The organism is Polaribacter aestuariivivens (genome assembly GCF_005885675.1).
Classification (GTDB): domain Bacteria; phylum Bacteroidota; class Bacteroidia; order Flavobacteriales; family Flavobacteriaceae; genus Polaribacter; species Polaribacter aestuariivivens.
Genome location: NZ_VANR01000003.1, coordinates 117,235 through 135,517 on the forward strand (window position 1 = coordinate 117,235; position 18,283 = coordinate 135,517).

General features: G+C 30.7%; 20 protein-coding genes. 14 read left to right on the forward strand and 6 right to left on the reverse strand.

What is annotated here, in order from left to right:
- Window positions 1–63: 63 nt before the first annotated feature.
- From FDT66_RS06560 to FDT66_RS06605, 10 genes are read left to right on the forward strand one after another with little or no spacing between them, the layout of a single operon-like run.
- Window positions 64–534: a GNAT family N-acetyltransferase gene (locus FDT66_RS06560; protein ID WP_171032333.1), complete on the forward strand. Its 471-nt coding sequence runs from the start codon at window positions 64–66 to the stop codon at window positions 532–534.
- Window positions 535–1,644 (forward strand): NAD(P)/FAD-dependent oxidoreductase, encoded by a 1,110-nt coding sequence (locus tag FDT66_RS06565; protein WP_138535372.1) that lies wholly within the window; start codon window positions 535–537, stop codon window positions 1,642–1,644.
- Window positions 1,644–2,780, forward strand: a complete 1,137-nt coding sequence (locus FDT66_RS06570) for an NAD(P)/FAD-dependent oxidoreductase (protein ID WP_138535373.1) — start codon at window positions 1,644–1,646, stop codon at window positions 2,778–2,780. The genes FDT66_RS06565 and FDT66_RS06570 overlap by 1 nt, the downstream gene beginning before the upstream one ends.
- Complete coding sequence (locus tag FDT66_RS06575) at window positions 2,780–3,490, forward strand: methyltransferase domain-containing protein (protein WP_138535374.1); 711 nt, start codon at window positions 2,780–2,782, stop codon at window positions 3,488–3,490. Before FDT66_RS06570 ends, FDT66_RS06575 begins: the two co-directional genes overlap by 1 nt.
- Window positions 3,491–4,543 carry a type III polyketide synthase gene (locus tag FDT66_RS06580; RefSeq protein ID WP_138535375.1) on the forward strand — a complete coding sequence of 351 codons (1,053 nt, stop codon included), beginning with the start codon at window positions 3,491–3,493 and terminating at the stop codon, window positions 4,541–4,543.
- A gap of 11 nt (window positions 4,544–4,554) precedes the next feature.
- Window positions 4,555–4,995 (forward strand): 3-hydroxyacyl-ACP dehydratase FabZ family protein, encoded by a 441-nt coding sequence (locus FDT66_RS06585; RefSeq protein WP_138535376.1) that lies wholly within the window; start codon window positions 4,555–4,557, stop codon window positions 4,993–4,995.
- A gap of 1 nt (window position 4,996) precedes the next feature.
- On the forward strand, window positions 4,997–6,274 hold the full coding sequence (locus FDT66_RS06590) for a beta-ketoacyl-[acyl-carrier-protein] synthase family protein (protein WP_138535377.1): 1,278 nt from the start codon (window positions 4,997–4,999) through the stop codon (window positions 6,272–6,274).
- 59 nt (window positions 6,275–6,333) lie between these two features.
- On the forward strand, window positions 6,334–6,585 hold the full coding sequence (locus FDT66_RS06595) for an acyl carrier protein (RefSeq protein WP_138535378.1): 252 nt from the start codon (window positions 6,334–6,336) through the stop codon (window positions 6,583–6,585).
- A complete protein-coding gene (locus FDT66_RS06600; protein ID WP_138535379.1) occupies window positions 6,578–7,165 on the forward strand; it encodes a 4'-phosphopantetheinyl transferase family protein in 588 nt (195 codons plus the stop codon). The genes FDT66_RS06595 and FDT66_RS06600 overlap by 8 nt, the downstream gene beginning before the upstream one ends.
- Entirely contained in the window at window positions 7,140–7,589 is a 450-nt protein-coding gene (locus tag FDT66_RS06605; protein WP_138535380.1) for a 3-oxoacyl-ACP synthase, read from the forward strand. Before FDT66_RS06600 ends, FDT66_RS06605 begins: the two co-directional genes overlap by 26 nt.
- A 176-nt stretch (window positions 7,590–7,765) precedes the next feature.
- Here FDT66_RS06605 and FDT66_RS06610 read toward each other — a convergent pair whose 3' ends face one another.
- From FDT66_RS06610 to FDT66_RS06635, 6 genes are all read right to left on the reverse strand, one after another.
- Complete coding sequence (locus FDT66_RS06610; protein WP_138535381.1) at window positions 7,766–8,764, reverse strand: DNA-processing protein DprA; 999 nt, start codon at window positions 8,762–8,764, stop codon at window positions 7,766–7,768.
- A gap of 27 nt (window positions 8,765–8,791) precedes the next feature.
- Window positions 8,792–9,427 (reverse strand): amidophosphoribosyltransferase, encoded by a 636-nt coding sequence (locus tag FDT66_RS06615; protein ID WP_138535382.1) that lies wholly within the window; start codon window positions 9,425–9,427, stop codon window positions 8,792–8,794.
- A gap of 3 nt (window positions 9,428–9,430) precedes the next feature.
- The gene (locus tag FDT66_RS06620) at window positions 9,431–10,006 is read right to left on the reverse strand and encodes an HAD hydrolase-like protein (protein WP_138535383.1); all 576 of its coding nucleotides are present in this window, start codon (window positions 10,004–10,006) and stop codon (window positions 9,431–9,433) included.
- Window positions 10,007–10,139: 133 nt separating this feature from the next.
- The gene (locus FDT66_RS06625) at window positions 10,140–11,060 is read right to left on the reverse strand and encodes an ABC transporter ATP-binding protein (protein ID WP_138535384.1); all 921 of its coding nucleotides are present in this window, start codon (window positions 11,058–11,060) and stop codon (window positions 10,140–10,142) included.
- A gap of 205 nt (window positions 11,061–11,265) precedes the next feature.
- Window positions 11,266–13,341: a M13 family metallopeptidase gene (locus FDT66_RS06630; RefSeq protein WP_138535385.1), complete on the reverse strand. Its 2,076-nt coding sequence runs from the start codon at window positions 13,339–13,341 to the stop codon at window positions 11,266–11,268.
- Between the two features lie 68 nt (window positions 13,342–13,409).
- A complete protein-coding gene (locus FDT66_RS06635; RefSeq protein WP_138535386.1) occupies window positions 13,410–15,566 on the reverse strand; it encodes a prolyl oligopeptidase family serine peptidase in 2,157 nt (718 codons plus the stop codon).
- Between the two features lie 293 nt (window positions 15,567–15,859).
- On the opposite strand from FDT66_RS06635, the gene trxA reads away from it, so the two are divergent.
- The 4 genes from trxA to FDT66_RS06655 all read left to right on the forward strand — a co-directional run bounded on the left by trxA (window position 15,860) and on the right by FDT66_RS06655 (window position 18,274).
- Window positions 15,860–16,225, forward strand: coding sequence for a thioredoxin (trxA, locus tag FDT66_RS06640; RefSeq protein ID WP_138535387.1), 366 nt, complete (start codon window positions 15,860–15,862; stop codon window positions 16,223–16,225).
- A 345-nt stretch (window positions 16,226–16,570) separates the two neighbouring features.
- Window positions 16,571–16,909, forward strand: a complete 339-nt coding sequence (locus tag FDT66_RS06645; RefSeq protein WP_138535388.1) for a PadR family transcriptional regulator — start codon at window positions 16,571–16,573, stop codon at window positions 16,907–16,909.
- Window position 16,910: 1 nt separating this feature from the next.
- A complete protein-coding gene (locus FDT66_RS06650; protein ID WP_138535389.1) occupies window positions 16,911–17,564 on the forward strand; it encodes a hypothetical protein in 654 nt (217 codons plus the stop codon).
- Between the two features lie 2 nt (window positions 17,565–17,566).
- Window positions 17,567–18,274, forward strand: a complete 708-nt coding sequence (locus FDT66_RS06655; protein ID WP_138535390.1) for a hypothetical protein — start codon at window positions 17,567–17,569, stop codon at window positions 18,272–18,274.
- Window positions 18,275–18,283 lie beyond the last annotated feature (9 nt).

Genomic DNA, 18,283 nt, shown 5'->3' on the forward strand with positions numbered 1-18,283 from the left:
GGAATCCATAAGTTAGCTAGTTTGTATTCTTTTCTTTTTTGATATTAAAAACATAAAATAAACATGAAAATTATCAGAACAAATTCAGAAAATAAAGATTTTATCAATTTGGTAAAAGAATTAGATGCTTATTTAAAAATAACGGATGGAGATGAACACGATTTTTACAATCAATTTAATAATATTGATGTTTTAAAATATGTGGTTGTAGTTTATGTTGATACTGAAATAAATTCAGCACAAGTGAAGATTCCTGTTGGTTGTGGTGCTATTAAAAAGTTCAACAATATTTCTATGGAAGTAAAACGTATGTATGTTTTTCCAGAATACAGAGGTAAAGGAATTGCACGAAAAATTCTTTCAGAATTAGAAGTTTGGGCAGTAGCATTAGGATACAAAAAATGTGTTTTAGAAACAGGAAAAAGACAAGTAGAAGCAGTACAATTTTATAAAAAATGTGATTATACAGTTATTCTAAATTATGGGCAATACAAAAATATGGAAAACAGTATTTGCTTTGAAAAACAACTCTAAATGAACTACAGTTATTGGGAATTAAAAGAATGGTTTACAAACATCGATTTTACCATCGTTGGTAGTGGAATTGTAGGTTTAAATTGTGCTTTAGAATTAAAGAAAAAACATCCAAAATCCAATATTCTAATTCTCGAAAAAGGAATGTTACCTCAAGGAGCCAGTACAAAAAACGCTGGTTTTGCTTGTTTTGGAAGTCTTTCTGAATTGATAGACGATTTAAATTCTCACACAGAACAAGAGGTTTATAATTTGGTTGATAAACGCTGGAAAGGGTTACAATTATTACGAAAAAATTTAGGCGATAAAAATATCGATTTTCAACAAAATAAAGGTTTTGAATTGTGTGAAAACGAAGCCTTTTTTGAAGAATGTATTTCAAGAAAAGATGAAATGAATCAATTGTTAAAACCTATTTTTAAGAGTGATGTTTTTTCAGAATCAGAAAATGTTTTTGGATTTCAAAAAATTCATCCTAAATACATTGTAAATAATTTTGAAGGGCAAATTGATACAGGAAAAATGGCTTTTCAACTATTACAAAAAGTACAAAAATTAGGCGTTAAAATTCTCAACAACATTTCTGTAGAAAGTTTTGTTGAAAGTGGAAATCAAGTTGAAGTAAAAACGGATAAAATCAATTTTAAAACCAATAAATTATGTATTGCTACAAACGGATTTGCAAATCAGCTTTTAAATGAAAAAGTACAACCTGCAAGAGCACAAGTACTGATTACAAAGCCCATTAAAAATCTGAATATTAAAGGCACTTTCCATTTAGACAAAGGATATTATTATTTCAGAAATATAAATAATAGAATTCTGTTTGGCGGAGGCAGAAATCTTGATTTTAAAACCGAAGAAACTTCTGAATTCGGACAGACAAAAATTATTCAAAATCAATTAGAAAAAATTTTAAAAGAAACGATTTTACCAAATACAAATTTTGAAATTGAGCATAGATGGAGTGGAGTTATGGGTGTTGGCAATCAGAAAAAAGCCATTGTAAAACAAATTTCTAATAACGTTTTTTGCGGAGTTCGTTTAGGAGGAATGGGTGTTGCAATTGGAAGTTTGGTTGGTAAGGAATTAGCAGAATTATTAGATTAATGACTCAAGAAAAAACAACTTTTGAAATAATTATAATTGGAGGTGGTTTGGCTGGTTTGTGCAACGCTATTCATTTATCAAAATTTGGAAAAAAGGTTTTACTAATTGAAAAAAACGAATACCCAAAACACAAAGTTTGTGGCGAATATATTTCGAATGAAGTTTTACCATATTTAGAATTTTTAGAGATAAATCCGTTTGATTTTGGTGCTGTTAAAATTGATAATTTTCAACTATCTACAACAAAAAATAAAGTGATTTCAGCAAAATTACCTTTGGGTGGATTTGGAATTTCGCGTTACCAATTCGATTTTGTTTTATCAGAAAAAGCAAAAGAAAATGGCGTTGTAATTTTACATGATTCTGTTTTAAATGTTGATTTTAAAGAAGATGAATTCACAATAGAAACAAAAGAAAACGACTCTTTTAAATCAAAAATTTGCATTGGTGCTTTTGGGAAACGTTCTTTATTAGACGTAAAAATGGAGCGTGATTTTATCCAGAAAAAATCGCCTTATTTGGGTGTAAAAATGCATGTAAAAGGAGATTTTCCATCAGATTTGGTGGCGCTTCATAATTTTAAAGGCGGTTATTGTGGCGTTTCTAAAGTAGAAAATAACACGATAAACTTATGTTACATTACCAGTTTTTCAGCATTCAAAAAGTATAAAAATATTGACGATTTTCAAGAAAATGTGGTTTTCAAAAATAAGTTTTTAAAAGAGGTATTTCAAAACTCAAAAACAGTTTGGGAGCAACCATTGTCTATCAGTCAAATTTCGTTTGAAACTAAAAAGCCTGTGGAAAATCACATCATCATGTGTGGAGATGCTGCAGGAATGATTCATCCACTTTGTGGAAATGGAATGAGTATGGCCATTCAATCTGCACAAATTGCATCTAAATTGATTCTAAATTACTCAAATGGTAAAATCGAATCAAGAAAGGAACTCGAAAAACAGTATATTAGACAGTGGAACAAACAATTTAAATGGCGTTTACAAGCAGGTCACTTTATTGCGATGTTGTTTCGAAAAGACAAAATAGCATCATTTTTACTATCAATCTTAAAGAAAATGCCGTTTTTGTTGCCCATCATTATCAAACAAACTCACGGAAAACGAATTAATAACTAATGGATTTTTTCATCAGCACCAAACAGAGATCAGATAAAGAAGAATTGATGGACGATTTTTCTATTGGTGGCGATTTGTTACGAGATACGTTAGATAAATTAGAGAATATAAACAGGTGGTTAGGTGGAAATAAAGTGACTGTAAATGGCTTACAGTCTCTTTTGAAACATCAGCCAAAAGAAGAAGAAATTACCATTATAGATGTGGGTTGTGGTCATGGAGATATTTTACGAGATGTGGCAAAATTTGGTAGAAAACATAATTATAAATTTAAATTGATTGGAGTAGATGCCAACCCAACTGCGATTGATTATGCAAATGAATTGTCTGTAAATTATCCTGAATTGAGTTTTGAAACACAAGATATTTTTTCTGATGATTTTAAAAATAGAACCTTTGATGTAGTTTTAGCGACGTTATTCTTGCATCATTTTAAAGAACCAGAACTAGTTCCGTTTTTAGGAAACACGTTAAAACAAACCAAGATAGGAATTGTGGTAAACGATTTGCACCGACATAAATTAGCATATTATTTATTTATGCTATTATCTATTTTTATCTCTAATAAAATGATTATAGAAGATGGATTAACATCAGTTTTAAGAGGATTTAAAAGAGGTGATTTAGAGAGAATGTCAACAAAATTAAAAGTAAAACCAAGAATTCAATGGAAATGGGCTTTTCGTTTTCTGTGGATAATAAAAAAATAAATGAACGTAAAAATAACATCCGTTGCAAAGCAACTCCCAAAATATTATAGAGAAACGAAAGACATTATTCCGTTTGTAAAAATATGGATGCAAGATCAAGAAGAACGTTTTCAACGAAAAGTCATCAAACTTTTTGAAGGTGCAGGAGTTGACAAACGTTACTCTATTATGGATCCAGAAGAAGTTTTTACAGCCACTTCTTTTGAAGAAAAAAATGATATTTATACGAGAGAAGTTGTTCAGTTAGCAGAAAAATCACTCAAAAAATCGTTAGAAAAAGCCAATTTAAAAGCAACTGATGTAGATTATATCATTACTGTAAGTTGTACAGGTATTATGATTCCTTCTGTTGATGCGTATTTGATAAATTCCTTAGGAATGAAACAAGATATTGTGCGTTTGCCAGTTACAGAAATGGGTTGTGCAGCAGGTGTTTCTGGAATTATTTATGCGAAAAATTTCTTAAAAGCGAACCCAAATAAAAGAGCTGCAGTTATTGCAATAGAAGCACCAACAGCAACGTTTCAGTTAGACGATTTTTCGATGACTAACATTGTTTCTGCAGCCATTTTTGGTGATGGAGCTTCAGCAGTAATTTTATCTTCTTATGAAGAAGATCAAGGTCCAATCATTGTAGACGAAGCCATGTATCATTTTTATGATGCGACACACATGATGGGTTTTAAATTGGTAAATACGGGTTTGCAAATGATTTTAGATAAAGAAGTTCCACAAAAAATTTCGGATCATTTTCCAGAAATTATTCATCCTTTTTTAGAAAATAACAACTTGACTATTGATGATATTGACCATTTAATTTTTCATCCAGGAGGAAAAAAAATTGTGCAAACAGTTGAAGATTTGTTTGGTGTTTTAGGTAAAAATATCAACGATACAAAAGAGGTGTTGCGTTTGTATGGAAACATGTCAAGTGCCACAGTTTTGTACGTTTTAGAGCGTTTTATGGATAGAAGCCCTGCAAAAGGCGAACGTGGAATTATGTTAAGTTTTGGTCCTGGATTTTCTGCGCAACGAATTTTGTTAGAATGGTAAAAGGTTAACACATGAAATCATCAGAAATTATCAAACTATTACCCTATCAAAAACCATTTTTGTTTGTTGATGAAATTTCTGATGTTTCAGAAAACGGAATTATAGGAAACTACACATTTCAACAAAACGAATTTTTTTACGAAGGTCATTTTAAAGAAAATCCTATTACACCAGGTGTAATTTTAACAGAAACCATGGCACAAATTGGTGTGGTTTGTTTAGGTATTTTTTTGTTGAAAAATGAAATTTCATCAGCAAAAAAACCACAAATTGCTTTAACTTCTAATGAAGTTGATTTCTTTTTACCAGTTTTACCCAAAGAAAAAGTAACCGTAATTTCCACAAAAGAATATTTTAGATTCAATAAACTAAAATGTTCTGTTAAAATGATGAATTCCAAAAACGAACTCGTTTGTAGAGGAAGTATTTCAGGAATGATAATTGCCAAATAAAATGAAAAATAGAGTTGTTATAACAGGTTTAGGAGTTGTTGCACCAAATGGAGTTGGGTTGACTGAATTCACAAAAGCCATAAAATCGGGAACTTCTGGCATTACCTTTCACCAAGAATTAAAAGACAAAGGATTTTCTTGTTGTATTGGCGGAATTCCAACTATTTCCGAAGAAAAAAAGAACGAGTATTTAACTCCTTTACAACTACGTGGATTCAATTCCACATCGATTTTATATGGAGTAATATCAGGAATTGATGCTTGGAAAGATGCTGGTTTTTCGGTTGATGAAAACTCGGATTTAGATTATAATTCAGGACTAATTTTTGGCACTGGAACATCAGGAATTGAAAAGTTTCGAGAAGCGATTTATAAAATTGACGACCAAAATGTAAGACGTTTAGGAAGTACTTCTGTAATACAAACTATGGCAAGTGGAATTTCAGCATATCTAGGCGGAATTTTAGGTTTTGGAAATCAAGTTACCACAAATTCATCTGCTTGTACCACAGGAACAGAAGCGTTGTTAATGGGTTTTGAGCGCATAAAAAACGGAAATGCAAAACGAATGTTGGTAGGAAGTTCTAGCGACAGCAGTTTATACACTTGGGGCGGTTTTGACGCAATGCGAGTCATGACTTACAAACACAATCAAACTCCAGAAAAAGGCTCAAGACCCATGAGCGCAACTGCATCTGGTTTTGTTCCTGGTAGTGGAGGAGGCGCTTTGGTTTTAGAATCTTTAGAAAGTGCTTTAGAAAGAAATGCCACCATTTACGCAGAGGTTTTGGGTGGCAACATCAATTCTGGAGGTCAAAGAAATGGGGGTACTTTAACTGCTCCAAATGCTACAGCTGTTCAAAAATGTATTACAGATGCCATTTTAGATGCCAATATTTCTGCAGATGAAATTGATGCCATAAATGGTCATTTAACAGCCACTTCTAAAGATAGTTTAGAAGTGGAAAATTGGACAAAAGCATTGCAAAGAACAGGAACTAATTTTCCTCTTATAAATTCCTTAAAATCGATGGTTGGACATTGTTTATCTGGAGCTGGCGCTATTGAGTCTGTGGCTTCTGTGTTACAAATTAAAGAGCAGTTTGTGTTTCCAAATATCAATTGTGAAGATGTGCATCCAGAAATTTTAGCGTTGATTGCTGCAGATAAAATCCCGCAAAAAACCATTGAAAAAAACATCAATATATTAGCAAAAGCAAGTTTTGGTTTTGGTGATGTAAATGCTTGTGTTATCTTTAAGAAATATTCAGAATTTTGAGAAAAAGACCTCACAGGTTTTTAAAACCTTTGAGGTCTGAAAACAAATTACAACATAAAATGACAAAAGAAGAAATCATAAAAAAACTAACTACGATTGTAAAGCCTTATGTTCAAAATGAAGAAGGTTTTAAAAACATATCTGAAGAAACAGATTTTATAAATGATTTAGAAATAAATTCTGCCAATTTAGTAGATATTATTTTGGATGTAGAAGATGAATTTGACATCGAAATTGATAATGATGCTATGGAAAAAATGTTATCTGTAAAAGCAACTGTAGCAATTATACAAGAAAAAATGAATGCCTAATATTGGAAATGATATTGTTGATTTAAATTTGGCGAAAACCCAAAGCGATTGGAAACGAAAAGGGTTTTTAGAGAAGCAATTCACTAAAAATGAACAAGAAATTATTTTAAATACCAATGATTCCTTTTTACAAGTATGGCATTTTTGGTCGATGAAAGAGGCTGTATACAAATGTTATACTCAAACAATTGAAAAACGTTTTTTTGCTCCTAAAAAATTTGAATGTAGTTTAATTTCTAAGGATAAAGGAATGGTGGTTTTTGAAGATATCACATTTTACACAACCACTGTTTTTAAGGATTTTTATTTGCACACAATAGCGAAAAACCAGCAAAAAAAAGTAGCCAACTTTTTTAATATTGGATTCCAAAAAACGATTGATAATGACGTCAAATCAAAACTTGCTGAAATAACAGGCTTTTTACCAAAAAAAATAGAAAAAAGAAAATCAAGTATTGGAGCTCCAACCTATTATTATAACGAAAAAAAACTCACAAAATCATGCTCTATCTCACACCATGGAAATTTTGGAGCTTTTGCATTTATTTTAGAAAATGAATTTAAAAGAAGCACTTTTTAAACAATGTGAAGCTTTTGTAAACAGACGTTTACAGAATATAGAAGAAGTAATTTCATCTAACCAAAAAGCACTACAATCTGAAACCAAAAGTTCTGCTGGCGATAAACACGAAACAGGACGTGCCATGTTGCAATTAGAAATGGAAAAAGCGGGTCAGCAATTGGCTGGAATTACTCAAATGAAAGAGATTTTAAATAGAATTGACATATCAAAACAATCTAAAACTGCTCATTTAGGAAATATTATAAAAACAGATAAAGCCAATTATTTTTTATCCATTTCAGCAGGCAAGCTAACAGCTTGTGGTAAAGATTATTTTGCAATTTCTATTTCTTCGCCAATTGGTAAATTGTTGTTAGGAAAACAAGAACAAGACGTGATTGTGTTTAATGGAAATTCCATTAAAATTGAAGAGGTTTTTTAAGGTTTTCGCTAACGTTTAAGTATATGAAAAGTTGCGTGTAAATAAGCGCAAAATTTTCGGTTTAGAACTGACCTAAAAAATAAAAAAAGACCTTTGGATTAAACACTTAACAGCAATTTTTTATATACATTGTTAGGTGCAGGTGTTGTTCCATTCCGCTTGTTTCTATTTAGCATTTATCCGAATAATTCAGTCTGAAAATTGTTTTGTCTAATTGCCTTTTCTTTATTTAAATCAATATTGTCTATAATATCTTCCAAACTTTTTTGAGTCAAAGTTGTAACTGATTTGTCGGCATTAATTAACTCGCGATTTAAATCGAACATTGGATTATTAGCATCAAGATTTTGGTCATACATAACAGCTCTTGGGATATTATAGTCTTTTGCAAATCCCATCGCCAATCTTGCTCCGCTGTCCAATTTTTGACCAAATAATTTCCATCTTTCAGCGGTATCTTGAGCATAACTTGCAGCCAAAATTATAGTATCACAATATAATGCTTGTAATCTGTCACGGTCTTTATATCGACTACTTAAATCCATTCCTGATTTATGCTCGTCAAAATATTCAGACACTAAAAGTCCGCCTTCTTGAACTATCTCGAATGCTAAACTCTTATTTTTTGCTGGCATTATTTTATAAAGTGGACTTGGCAAAAAAGCAACAGTTTTTCCTCCAATAAGTGCTTGTTTATGAGCGATACTATCACAGCCAAATGCTAAACCACTCACAATTGTAATCCCTTTTTTTACAATTTCTGAAACTATTTTTTGTTCTCTACTTTCTATTCTTTCGTCAGGATTTAGAAGTCCAATAACAGTTACATTATTATTATCAAAGTCAATTAAACTTAAATCTCCCTTATAAAAAAGAAATATTGGTCTTTCACTTTCTTTCACATTTCCTCTATATTTTGGAAAGTTTCTATCTCCGATTGCGACAAGACCATCACAACTATCTTCAAATATTTCGATTTGATTTATAGTTTGGTTTTTGTTAAACTCGAAATCATCAACTGTTATTAATTCTTCTTGCTTTGAGTTGTTATTTATTAATGATACAATTTTATCGACACTTTCATTGCCTTTCAAATATTTAACAATCCAAGCCCTACCAATTCCTTTATAGGTTTTAGTAGTTATAATATTTATTGCGTTGTCTGTGTATTTCATATTAATAGTTTAAAAGATAAAATCTGTTTAGTGGTCAATAGTTTTTCCAATTGAATAGAAAGTTACTGAATTTGCACCACAATTTAGTAATGCTTGTATCATATCTTCATCAATATCTACATCTTTTGTGTAGATATCATCTATCAAAAGTATGTCAAGCCCTTTAATATTATTTGAAAAGTGACACGTTGCGACACTTATACCTGAATATGGTTCTGAACCATCATTAACAAAACCATCAACAGCTTTTCTTAAGTGTGTTGTTTTGGTATTTTTATTTCTTGCTATAAAATTTGTTCCATCTTTAAAATCATTGCCTAATTGATTAACTGCATCTTTAACAGTTGCTTTGAAAAGTAGTTGGTCTTGACGATATGTATTATCAGCTTTAGCTCTTGGAACAACACAAACCGTCATTTTTTCTAATTTACTTTCTTTTAAAATATTAGGTAGGTCTTTTAGAAGAACTTTCAATAATTCACTTTGTGCATTTTGTAGTTTAGATAACCACCATTTACGTTCAAGGTCATTTTTTAAGGTAAGAATATACATTGGATAATTATCGACTTCATCACGGTTTTCGTACGCAACATAATCAGTGTGATAATAACCTTGGGTATCTTGATTTAAGTATTCATTTTGTTTAATTGTAAATGACTTCATAGTTTAAAGACTTAAAATTTTATTAATAGAAATTCCTGCGAGAATAGCATCTTCAATTTCAGATTTTTCATTTTCAAAAACAATAACAGTTTGAGCCGATAGGCTCAAACTTGATATTGCATTTTTGTATTTATTTATTCGCTTTCCATTTTCCGAAATCTTTCTAAAAAATATATTGCTAAACTTATCGGTAAGCTTATGATAGTTTAATGTCATCAATGCTCTATCTTTTCTACAGTTTGTTACCAGTACTGTTTTATTTGTTTTGTGATGTTTTAGTAGAATGTCCACAACAGATTTATTTAGTTTTGTTTTCGATAAATGTTCTTTGTAAAGTTCCTCTTTCTTTTGAATTATTTTTTCATATTCCGTTTCCGTTAGATTTGGAACTGCAATTTTTAGTGAAGCACGATTAAATCTATCATTTGGATTGAATTCAATTTCATTTTCGGATTGAATGAACGATTGTATTGCTTTTTTGTACGATAAGAAGTTCGCAAAATCTGTATCCACTAATGTTCCGTCCATATCAAAGAATAGAATGTCATTTTCATTTATGTTCAGTTTTGGTTTTTTCATCTGCGGTTTTTTTCACTTGCACCTAACGTGCTTTCGTATATGGCCGAGTTTTAATTCGTTATATACGAAGTTAGCGAAAGGTACTTAAAAAAGAATTTAGAATCAAACTAAATTTTTTAGAGCTTTGAGTTATCTAAAAAGATAGCGCTATTTCTTTTTTATCGTTCAAAGGGTTATCACTATTAAAGTAGATGGTCGTATTTTGAAACGCTGCTTCAATTAACCAATAAGAGCCTTTAAAATAAGAATTGAGCACTATTGCTTTTTTATCTGAATTTTTTACAACTTTAATTTGATGAGGATATAATAGGTGTGTTTTTCCATCAATCGTAATTTCATTGACATCATCAAACAAAGCAGCAACGTATTTTTCTTTTGGATTGTTGTAAATCTCTTTTGGAGCGTCGTTAACTATAATTTTATTGTTACGAATAATTAGTAATTTATCTGCAAAAGAAAGAGCATCATTTTTGTCGTGTGTAGCAACAATACAGGCAATATTTTTTTCTTTTAAATAAGCAAACAAGTGTCTTCTTAAAGTATTTTTCTTAAAATTATCTATTTGCCCAAAAGGTTCATCTAAAAGTAGTAATTCTGGTTCTTTTGCCAAAGCTCTAGCAATAGCAACACGTTGTTTTTGTCCGCCACTTAAATTTTTCACTTTCGTTTTTTCGAAAGCTGTCATTTCTATAACTTCCAATAATTCTTGGGTACGTTTTTCGCTTTCTGTAGGATAAAAGCGTGACAAGTGTTTTTTTATATTTTCTGAAACAGAAGTATAAGGCATCAAATCAAAATCTTGAGCTACATATTTAAAAAATTCCATCCCTGGAACTAAATGTTCTTTTGGCCCTAAAACTTGATTTTTTTTCCAAAAAATTGTTCCTTTTTTTAAATCTAACAACCCGTAAATTACTTTTAAAAGTGTAGATTTTCCACAGCCACTTTCGCCCATTACACACAGGTGTTCTCCTTCATTTAAAGTAAAGTTGAAGTTATTTATTACTGTTTTATTTTTTGTATAACTAAAAGATATATTTTGAACGTTTAACATTTTGCAAAAATAACAATTTATGATTCAAAAAACTCTCCATACAGTTTTTCCTTTTTTAAAAATAACGAATAGTATATGCCTTTGTTTTTTAATTTAAACAAAGTATTTATTCAACAAAAAAAACCGACACTTTCGCATCGGTTTTAATTTAAAAATTTTAGTAAAATTCTTTTAAAATACAATCGTACTTAAAAGGTTTGCAACCTTACCAGATTCTTACTCTATCTTCTGGTTTCAAATACATTTTATCTCCTGGTTTCACATCGAAAGCATCGTAAAAAGCATCCACATTTTTTAGAGGCATATATGCTCTGTACATTCCTGGAGCATGCGTATCTGTCATAATTCTGTTTTTAAGAGCTTCATCACGCATTTTAGTTCTCCAAATAGTTCCCCAAGAAAGGAAAAAACGTTGTTCTGGAGTATAACCATCAATTTTACCAGGTCTACCGTTTTTTTCATAGAAAATTTGTAAGCCTTCATATGCTGCTTGTACACCACCTAAATCTCCAATATTTTCTCCTAAAGTGAACTCACCATTCAACTTCATACTGTCAATCGCTACAATATTACTAAATTGTGCTACTAGTTTGTCTCCTACTTTTTTAAATTCTTCAGCATCTTTTTCTGTCCACCAGTTTTTTAAGTTTCCATCACCATCAAAACGTGCTCCAGAATCATCGAAACTATGTGAAATTTCATGACCAATAACAGCTCCAATTCCACCATAGTTTACAGCTTCATCTGCTTTATAATCATAAAAAGGAGGTTGTAAAATGGCTGCTGGAAAAACAATTTCATTATTTACTGGGTTAAAATATGCATTTACAGTTTGTGGAGACATACCCCATTCTGTTCTATCAACTTCTTTACCAAGTTTTGCCATATTTTCTTCATAGTTCCATTTGGTAACATTAATAGCATTTTCAAAATACGAACCACCTTCTTCTAAACCTTTTACTTGTAATTTAGAGTAGTCTTTCCAAACATCAGGATACGCAATCTTTACTGTTAATTTGTGTAGTTTTTCTAATGCTTTTTCTTTGGTTTCTTCACTCATCCAAGATAATTGTGCAATACGCTTTTCAAAACCTAACATTACGTTATCAATCATTTCTTTTGCTTTTGCTTTTGCTTCTGGAGGAAACATTTTATCTACATATAATTTTCCTAAAGCTTCACCAATTGCACCATTTAAGTTACCCAAAGCACGTTCGTCTCTTGGACGTTGTTTTTTTGCACCACGCATTTCTTTACTATAAAACTCCCAGTTTGCAGTTTCTAAATCTGTAGATAAAGAACCTAAAGAGCTGTTAATGGTGTTCCAACGTAATAAAAGTTTAATATCTTCAACAGAACGATTTTTAAAAATATCATTCATGGCTTTAAAATATCCAGGATCTGTTACAATAATTCTATCTAAATCAGCCACACCAATTCCTGTTAAATGTGCTTTCCAATCTATTGCAGGAGCTAATTCTGTAAGTTCTGCTACAGTCATTGGGTTGTACATTTTACGTGTATCTCTTCTTTCTTCTTTAGTCATCATTGGTTCTGCTAAACTTTTCTCGAAGGCTACAATGGTTGCTGCGTTTTGTTTTGCAGTAGCTTCATCATCACCAAATTCTTGTAACATTTTAGCTACAAATTCTTGATACTTTTCAAGCTTATCTGATACTTTTGCATCTACATAATAATCTCTAGACAAACCTAAAGATCCACCACCTAAATAACCAGCATATTCACTACTGTTTTTTAGGTCGTTAAAAACGCCAAAACCATAAAAACCACCTCCACCATAAGGTGCCATATTCGTGATATAGTTTTCTACATCTTTTTTAGTTTTAATTTCATCTACTTTTGCTAAAAAAGGCATTACTGGTGCTTTACCTTGTTTATTTCTTGCAACAGTATCCATTATTGTTTGGTAGTAATTTACTGCTTTTTCTTGATCAGAATCAATTTCATTTCCTTGTGCATCTTTTACTTTCGGAAAATCTTTTTCTTCAATAGCTTCATTTAAAATAATTAAAACATCTTCATTTGTTTTTTTTCGAAGTTCGTTAAAACCACCCCAAGAAGTTTCATCATCTGGAATTTCTGTATTTTTTATCCAATTTCCGTTTACGTGTTTAAAGAAATCATCTGAAGGTTTTACAGAAGTATCCATATTTTCTAATATAATTCCTGCAGAACGATCTTCTTTTTTATCATTTTTACAGGCTACAAAAGCTAATGAAGCAATTGCTGTTGTAAAAAATACTTTTTTAATTGTTTTCATATATTATATGTATTTGATTGTTTGAATATTAGTAACAATATATAACAAATTGTTACACTTTTTTTTGATTAAGATTTAATTCTACTTTTTAGGTTATTTGGCAACTGTTCAAAACCCATATTAAACAAGGTAAAAGCAAAGATATCTGCATATTGTTCAATGGTTTTTGCAACAGGTGTTCCTGCTCCATGACCTGCATTGGTTTCTATTCTAATTAATACAGGATTTTCACCAGCTTGTTTTTCCTGTAATTCTGCTGCAAATTTAAAACTGTGTGCTGGCACAACTCTGTCATCATGATCTCCAGTAGTTATCAAAGTTGCTGGGTATTTTGTGCCTTCTTTTACATTATGAACTGGAGAATAGCCTTTTAAATAATTAAACATTTCTTTGCTATCGTTTACAGTTCCATAATCGTAAGCCCAACCTGCACCTGCTGTAAAGGTATGATAACGCAACATATCTAAAACACCAACAGCTGGCAAAGCAACTTTCATTAAATTGGGTCTTTGTGTCATTGTTGCTCCCACTAATAAACCTCCATTAGAACCTCCACGAATGGCTAAAAAGTCACTTGAAGTATATTTTTCGTCGATTAAATATGCTGCAGCCGCAATAAAATCGTCAAAAACATTTTGTTTTTTTAGTTGTGTCCCTGCATCATGCCACTCTTTTCCATATTCTCCACCACCACGTAAATTAGGAACTGCATAAACACCTCCTTGTTCCATCCAAACCGCATTTGCAATGCTAAAACTTGGAGTTAAACTTACGTTGAAACCTCCATAACCATATAAAATCGTTGGATTTTTTCCATTTAATTCTACATCTTTTTTATGCGTGATAATCATCGGGATTTTTGTCCCATCTTTTGAAGTGTAAAAAATTTGTTTACTTGTATAACTATCTGCATTAAAAGCAATGGATGGTTTCCAATAAGATTCGTATGTTCCGTCTTTTGTATTGAATTTATAAGAAGAACTTGGAGTGCTATAATTAGTAAACGAAAAATACAATTCGTTTGCATCCTTTTTACCTCCAAAACCACCAGCAGAACCAACACCTGGTAGTTTTACTTCTCGTATTAATTTTCCATCGAAATTGTATTGTAAAATTTTAGAAACAGCGTCTACCATATAATTCGCGAAGAAATAACCAGCCCCGGAACTTAAACTCAATACGTTTTCTGTTTCTGGAATAAAATCTATCCAATTTTCTGGAGTTGGATTTTTCACATCTACAGTTACTACTTTTTTATTAGGAGCATTTAAATTGGTAACTAAATACAATTTGCTTCCCCTGTTTTCTGCGACATAGGTATCACTTCTTACATTGTCTATAATCGTAATTAATTTGCTATTTGGTTTCGATAAATCCTTCAAAAATAATTTGTTTCCAGAGGTTGAAATTGATGCAGAGATTATTAAATAATTATCGTCTTCTGTTACAGAACCACCAACATACCTGTGTTTTTCGGAAGGTATTTCTCCAAAAATAACAGGATCGCTTTTTTGTGATGTTCCTAATTTGTGGTAATATAATTTATGTTGATCTGTTTTCGCAGACAATTCACTTCCTTTAGGTTTATCATAAGAAGAGTAGTAAAAACCTTCGTTTTTGTACCAAGAAATACCAGAGAATTTTACATCAACTAATGTGTCTTCTTTTACTTTTTTACTTTCAGCATCTATGATAATTATTTTTCTCCAATCAGAACCACCTTCTGAAATTGAATAGGCAACTGTTTTTCCATCTTTAGAAAAGCTCAAATTTCCCAAAGATGTTGTACCGTCTTTAGAAAAAGTGTTGGGGTCTAAAAACACTTCAGCATTAGAATCTCCTTTTTTTCGATACACCACATATTGGTTCTGCAATCCATTATTCTTGTAAAAATAGGTGTAATCACCTTCTTTAAAAGGCGCTCCTACTTTTTCATAATTCCATAACTCTGACAATCTGTTTTTTAAGTCTTCACGATATGGAATTTTACTTAAATAATCGAAAGTCACTTCGTTTTCCGCTTTTACCCAAGCTTTAGTTTCTTCACTTTTATCATCTTCTAACCACCTATAATTATCTATGATTTTGGTTCCGAAAATAGTATCTATAACTGGTTTTTTAGTTGTTTTTGGATATGTCAATTTTATGGCTGTAGTTTTAGTTTCAGTCTTGCAAGAAACAATAATTGCACTTGCAAAAAGAATAGGAATTAGTATTTTTTTCATTTTGATTATTATTTGATTTTGAAATCAAAATTACAGTAAAGTTTTTTAGTTAATTAGCTTATATATAATAATTTAACAGAAATTTAATTGTTTTAAAAACTGCTAAAAAGCCTAATTGTAAGGTAAAAAGCTTAAAAACGACTACTTTTGCACAATAATAAAAGTAAATTCTTTAATATTTATTGAAGACAAAAAAGAATCTCAATTGAATTGAGAAAAATAGAGATTTCTGTTTTTACAGGAAAGACAGAATTAATGATTTTTCGACACTATCGAAAAGAATATTTTAAATTATGACAGAAAATTTAACAAAAGAAACCTTCTTAAAAAAGGTTTTTAATTTTGAAGAAAACAAGGAGTGGAAATTCGAAGGAGAAAGACCAGCATTGATAGATTTTTATGCAGATTGGTGTGGTCCTTGTAAAATGTTAGCGCCAGTTTTAGAGCAACTTTCCAAAGAATATGAAGGCAAAATAGATATTTATAAAATAGATACAGAAGCAGAACAAGAATTGTCTGCGGCTTTCGGCATTAGAAGCATACCTTCTATGTTGTTTTGTCCTACAGAAGGCGAACCACAAATGGCAAATGGTGCTTTGCCAAAAGCAGATTTAGAAAGAATTATTGCTGAGGTGTTGAAAGTAGAAATCCCATCCTAACCTTCCTAAAGGGAAGGAACTCTTACTCATGCTTCTTATTAATGAGTATAAGAAAAGTAAAACCTATTAAATCCTAAGAATTAATTTTCTTAGGATTTTTTTTGTGAAAAATTTTATACCTAAGATTTCTATGCATCAAAAAATTATGTATATTTGATGTGAGTTAAAAAACTGTCAGTTCGAGTGAAACTTCTTTTTCAGAAATTTTGAATCGAGAACATATAAAGCTTCTCTCCCGAAACTTCGGGAACAATTTCGATTGAAAAAACCGAAATCACTCGAAGTGATAGTGAAAACAATTAAACAGTTACACGAATACACAAACAAACGATTACACATCAAAAAATGGGAAATCAGAAATTATACAAAGGCTCTTTACAAACTATTATTTTAAAGTTATTAGAAAGTAACGATAAAATGTATGGTTACGAAATTACGCAACATGTAAAAGAACTTACAAAAGGCGAATTGCAAATTACAGAAGGTGCTTTGTACCCAGCTTTACACAAATTAGAAGCAGATGGTTTGTTAGATGTAGAGGTTGCAAAAGTAGGCAACAGACTCCGTAAATATTACAAATTAACCGAAAATGGAACTAAAGAAACAGCCAATAAATTAGCTGAAATGCAAGAGTTTTTAAAAACAATGCAACACTTAGTAAATCCTAAATTTAGTTTGGAGTAAGATGGAATTAACAACACAGCAAATTCATAAAGTTGAAGAGTATTTAAATTCTAAAAATTTCGGTTTTATAGATTTAAGAGTAGAAATTTTAGATCATATTATTTCTGATATCGAAAACTTTATGCAAAAAAATATTTCTTTTGAAAATGCTTTTGCGATGACTAGAATTAGATGGGAAAAACATTTTAGAGAAACCTCTAGTTTCTATTTTGGAATGTTCTTTTCCGAATCTAAAATTGTTGTAAAAAAGGCCATAAAGCAATTTAGATCTTTTTACTTCTTATACTTAACAGCATACATACTACCCGTATTAATTTTTAAGTTATTTCCCGTAAACGCAACTGTTGGTTTTGCAAACTTTGTAAACGGGTTTCTTTTGTCATTTTCAGCTGTAATGGTTTGCTATGTTGTATATATTTTTATAAAAACAATTGTATCTAAACAGAAAACCACATTTAGCTTTATTTTAAAAACTCAATATTTTGGTATCATTTTTTTAATACTAGGGGCAGTTTTGGGTACAGTTTTTAATGAAGAAGGAGAACTGAATCCTATTTTTACAGGCTTTGTTAGCGCAGGTTTTGCGGTAGTTTTTATTTGTCATTATTTCTTTAAAAAACATCAAGAAGCAATTCAAAAATATAAAATTTCATAAAAATGGAATTAACTCAAAACCAAATCAATCAACTTTATAAATTTACAAGACAGCATTACGTGTATCATTATGATGTACAAACAGAATTGGTAGATCATTTAGCCAATGATATTGAAGAAATTTGTACGGAAACACCAAGTTTATCTTTTGAAGAAGCTCGTGATAAATCATTTAAAAAATTTGGCATTTTTGGTTTTATGGATGTTATTGAAGCCAAACAAAAACAAATGAATAAACGCTACAGAAAAATATTATGGCGTTTTTTTAAAGAGTGGTTTACACTGCCAAAAGTTTTACTCACTTTTGGTTTCACAATACTATTATTTTTTATTTTAAAAATTCCATTTTCAGAATATGTAATTCTTACAGCTCTGTTTGGAATTGTCGTTTTTGATATGTTTCAAATTTACAAACAAAGAAAACAGCAAAAACAAAAACAGCAAAAACAAGAGAAGATATTTTTATTAGAAGCAATGATTGGTGAAACAAGACAAGGATTTACAGGATTGGCTTTTATTAATATTTTTAACTTTATAAACCTTACAAACGTTTCTTTTAGTTCATTAGACAACAGCTGGTTGTTAGTAGTTTCTTTTTCTGCTGTTTTAATTATTATTTTGTTTTATGTAACAGCTTATCTTATGCCTAATAAAGCAGAAGAACTTTTAGAAGAAACTTATCCAGAATACAAACTTGTAAAAAGTTTGTAACAAATAGCA

Bases quoted from the DNA above. Each gene is read 5' to 3' on its own strand.
- FDT66_RS06575 (WP_138535374.1), top strand. From the start codon at position 2,780: ATGGATTTTTTCATCAGCACCAAACAGAGATCAGATAAAGAAGAATTG.
- FDT66_RS06580 (WP_138535375.1), top strand. From the start codon at position 3,491: ATGAACGTAAAAATAACATCCGTTGCAAAGCAACTCCCAAAATATTAT.
- FDT66_RS06620 (WP_138535383.1), bottom strand. From the start codon at position 10,006: ATGAAAAAACCAAAACTGAACATAAATGAAAATGACATTCTATTCTTT.
- FDT66_RS06630 (WP_138535385.1), bottom strand. From the start codon at position 13,341: ATGAAAACAATTAAAAAAGTATTTTTTACAACAGCAATTGCTTCATTA.
- FDT66_RS06570 (WP_138535373.1), top strand. From the start codon at position 1,644: ATGACTCAAGAAAAAACAACTTTTGAAATAATTATAATTGGAGGTGGT.
- trxA (WP_138535387.1), top strand. From the start codon at position 15,860: ATGACAGAAAATTTAACAAAAGAAACCTTCTTAAAAAAGGTTTTTAAT.
- FDT66_RS06585 (WP_138535376.1), top strand. From the start codon at position 4,555: ATGAAATCATCAGAAATTATCAAACTATTACCCTATCAAAAACCATTT.
- FDT66_RS06625 (WP_138535384.1), bottom strand. From the start codon at position 11,060: ATGTTAAACGTTCAAAATATATCTTTTAGTTATACAAAAAATAAAACA.
- FDT66_RS06650 (WP_138535389.1), top strand. From the start codon at position 16,911: ATGGAATTAACAACACAGCAAATTCATAAAGTTGAAGAGTATTTAAAT.
- FDT66_RS06600 (WP_138535379.1), top strand. From the start codon at position 6,578: ATGCCTAATATTGGAAATGATATTGTTGATTTAAATTTGGCGAAAACC.
- FDT66_RS06595 (WP_138535378.1), top strand. From the start codon at position 6,334: ATGACAAAAGAAGAAATCATAAAAAAACTAACTACGATTGTAAAGCCT.
- FDT66_RS06560 (WP_171032333.1), top strand. From the start codon at position 64: ATGAAAATTATCAGAACAAATTCAGAAAATAAAGATTTTATCAATTTG.
- FDT66_RS06565 (WP_138535372.1), top strand. From the start codon at position 535: ATGAACTACAGTTATTGGGAATTAAAAGAATGGTTTACAAACATCGAT.
- FDT66_RS06635 (WP_138535386.1), bottom strand. From the start codon at position 15,566: ATGAAAAAAATACTAATTCCTATTCTTTTTGCAAGTGCAATTATTGTT.
- FDT66_RS06590 (WP_138535377.1), top strand. From the start codon at position 4,997: ATGAAAAATAGAGTTGTTATAACAGGTTTAGGAGTTGTTGCACCAAAT.
- FDT66_RS06610 (WP_138535381.1), bottom strand. From the start codon at position 8,764: ATGAAATACACAGACAACGCAATAAATATTATAACTACTAAAACCTAT.
- FDT66_RS06605 (WP_138535380.1), top strand. From the start codon at position 7,140: ATGAATTTAAAAGAAGCACTTTTTAAACAATGTGAAGCTTTTGTAAAC.
- FDT66_RS06645 (WP_138535388.1), top strand. From the start codon at position 16,571: ATGGGAAATCAGAAATTATACAAAGGCTCTTTACAAACTATTATTTTA.
- FDT66_RS06615 (WP_138535382.1), bottom strand. From the start codon at position 9,427: ATGAAGTCATTTACAATTAAACAAAATGAATACTTAAATCAAGATACC.
- FDT66_RS06655 (WP_138535390.1), top strand. From the start codon at position 17,567: ATGGAATTAACTCAAAACCAAATCAATCAACTTTATAAATTTACAAGA.